The sequence below is a fragment of the Streptomyces ureilyticus genome, assembly GCF_011045025.1.
Taxonomy (GTDB): Bacteria; Actinomycetota; Actinomycetes; order Streptomycetales; family Streptomycetaceae; genus Streptomyces; species Streptomyces ureilyticus.
Map to the genome: position 1 here is coordinate 1 of NZ_JAAKZX010000422.1, position 2553 is coordinate 2553.

Sequence of the window (2553 nt, forward strand, 5' to 3'; positions counted from 1 at the left end):
CCGCTATGGCGGTCGGGGCCCCTCTCTCGTGGAGTGGCTGCTCAGTGGATGGCCGAAGGATGTCGCGCGAGCGGCGTCACCGTGATGTCCATGTAGGGGAAGAGCGGGAGCGCCCACAGGACTTCGTTCAGACGGTCGTTGTCGGCGACGTCGAAGACGCTGAGGTTGGAGTACTGTCCGGCGCAGCGCCACAGGTGCAGCCACTCGCCGGCGTGCTGGAGCTGCTGGGCGTACTGCTTCTCGGCGGCGATCGTCGACGCCCTGTCTGCGGGATCCATGTCCGGCGCCAGGTTCACTGTCATCTGTACGGCGAAGAGCATGAACGGGCCCCTCAGACGACCGGGTCGAGGACGAAGTCGTACGTGACCTCGTGGACCCCTTCGACGTTCGGCCGGGGGTCGAGGACGAGTTCGGGCTTGACGGCGGAGGCCACGTCGTCCTGGATGTGCTCGCCACCCTTGAAGTACAGCTGGGTGGTGAGAGCCTCGTGGTCCGGGGCGGAGACCTTCAGATGGAGGTGGGCGGGGCGCCAGGCGTGCCAGCCCGCCGCCGCGATGAGACGGCCGCAGGACCCGTCGGTCGGAATCTGGTAGGGCGCGGGCTGGATGGTGGTCACCGCGAACCGGCCCTCGGCGTCGGCCACGACGCTGCCGCGCAGGTTCCACTCCGTGATGCCGGGGGCGAACTGTGCGTAGAGGCCGTCGTCGTCGGCCTGCCACATCTCCAGCAGCGCGCCTGCGAGCGGCTGCCCGGAGACGTCGGTGACCTGTCCCTGGAACAGGAGCGGAGTGCCGGCCTCGTTCTCGCGCATCGGCAGGGTGGCGACACTGGGCAGTGCGGGGGCGCCTGGGACGTAGTACGGGCCCTCGATGGTGCCCTTGCTGCCCTTGCGGGCCGCACCGGCGACCTCCTCGACGACGTGTTCGACCCACACGTCCAGGAACAACGGCCACTCACCGTCCTGACCGACGGAGATCAGCCAGGACTTGAGGGCGTTGTACTCCTCGTACGTGACCTGGTGTTGGCGTATCACGTCGTGCACGGCGGTGATGACCTCCGCGGCGAGGGTGTTGACGCGGGACGTGTCGGTGCCCGGGCCGGACGACACGGTCTTGTCGGTGAGGAAGCGTTCCGTGGCGGAGGCGCCGGAGGCGGCGGCCGTGGCCTTCACAGTGGTCTCGGACATGATGTGCGGCTCCTTGGGAGAAGGGTCTGTCAGCGGTCCTGGCGGTATCGGCTGAGCTTGTCCTCGTCGATGGCGACCCCGAGTCCGGGCCGCTCACGGACGGCGAGTGTGCCGCCGGTGATCACGAGTGGTTGGGTGAGCAGGTCGTCGCTCATGTCGAGGAAGTTGGAGAGTTCGCCGGCCCGGCGGGAGGAGGAGGCGTAGGCGGCGCCGAAGGCTACGGTGCACACCGTGCCCAGCTGGGTGTCGATCTGATTGCCCATCACCACTTCGGCGCCCATCCCCTCGCACTGGAAGAGCACACGCTGGGAGTGGGTGAATCCGGTGCGGGCGGTCTTGATACTGACGGCGGTGGCATCGCCGCCCAGGAGGGAACGGGTCACTTCGGCCGACGTGGTGGCGGACTCGTCCGCAACGAAGGGGACGCGGCATTGCTGAACCAGCCGGCGCCGCCCCAGTACGTCGTCGGCCGGGCACAGCTCCTCGGCAAGTGTCATGCCGAGTTCGTCGAACTCGCGCAGGGCGGCGGCGGCCTCGGAGGCGGTCCAGCCGCGGTTGCCGTCGACGTACAACTCGGCCGCGTCACCGAGAGTTTCCCGCAGGGCACGGCACACGTCGATGTCCAGACGGACGGGGCGACGGCCGACCTTCACCTTGAAAACGGTGATGCCGTACGTGTCCCGCATGCGGCTCGCCTCGTCGGCCATCCGCTGCGGGGCTTCGAAGCCGAGCATGTGACTGACGCGCATCCGGTCGGTGTAGCCGCCGAGCAGGTGGGTGACGGGCCGGTCCAGGGCCTGGCCTGTGACGTCCCACAGGGCCATGTCGATCGCCGACTTGGCGGCCGGGTTGCCGACCGTGCGGTGCAGCCGGGCATGTATCAGCTCGCGGGCGAACACGTCCGCGCCCACGAGCTGTGCGGCGAAGATCTTCTCGATCACCCCGATGACGGACTCCTGCGTCTCGCCGTAGGTGAAGGGGCGGGGCGGCGCGTCGGCGATCCCGACCAGCCCCTCGTCCGTGTGCACCCGGACCAGGACGTGCTCGGCGGTGTGCACCTCGCCGCTCGCGAACTTCAGCGGCTTGGTGTACGGGATCGCGTAGGGGATGGCCTCAATGGCGGTGATCTTCATCGGGCGCCCTCAGTGCTCTGGGACGAGGGTCTGCGTGCGCCGGGCAATGCCGAGCAGTCGGCCCACGCGGTCGGGGTGGCCGATGAGTTGGATGCCGAGCGGCATGCCGTACGGGTCGCGGTGGCCGGGGACGGTGACCACAGGCAGGCCGAGCAACTGCCAGGGACGGCTGAGGATCGGAGTGCCGGTGGAGTCGAGTCCGTGCGGGGCGGGGCCGGGGGCGGCCGGGGCGAG

3 protein-coding genes and 1 pseudogene are annotated in these 2553 nt (G+C 69.2%); all 4 read right to left on the bottom strand.

All coding sequences use genetic code 11. The features are described from left to right. Positions 1 to 41: 41 nt before the first annotated feature. Positions 42 to 320, bottom strand: a complete 279-nt coding sequence (gene catC, locus G6048_RS47735; RefSeq protein ID WP_165345845.1) for a muconolactone Delta-isomerase — start codon at positions 318 to 320, stop codon at positions 42 to 44. Between the two features lie 11 nt (positions 321 to 331). After that, positions 332 to 1186, bottom strand: coding sequence for a catechol 1,2-dioxygenase (catA, locus tag G6048_RS47740; protein ID WP_165345846.1), 855 nt, complete (start codon positions 1184 to 1186; stop codon positions 332 to 334). 29 nt (positions 1187 to 1215) lie between these two features. Next, entirely contained in the window at positions 1216 to 2319 is a 1104-nt protein-coding gene (locus G6048_RS47745) for a mandelate racemase/muconate lactonizing enzyme family protein (RefSeq protein ID WP_165345847.1), read from the bottom strand. A 9-nt stretch (positions 2320 to 2328) separates the two neighbouring features. Continuing rightward, positions 2329 to 2553 (bottom strand): annotated as a pseudogene (locus tag G6048_RS47750) (amidase); the annotation flags it as partial.

Coding starts and splice junctions, on each gene's coding strand:
- catC (WP_165345845.1), bottom strand. CDS start 320: ATGCTCTTCGCCGTACAGATGACAGTGAACCTGGCGCCGGACATGGAT.
- catA (WP_165345846.1), bottom strand. CDS start 1,186: ATGTCCGAGACCACTGTGAAGGCCACGGCCGCCGCCTCCGGCGCCTCC.
- G6048_RS47745 (WP_165345847.1), bottom strand. CDS start 2,319: ATGAAGATCACCGCCATTGAGGCCATCCCCTACGCGATCCCGTACACC.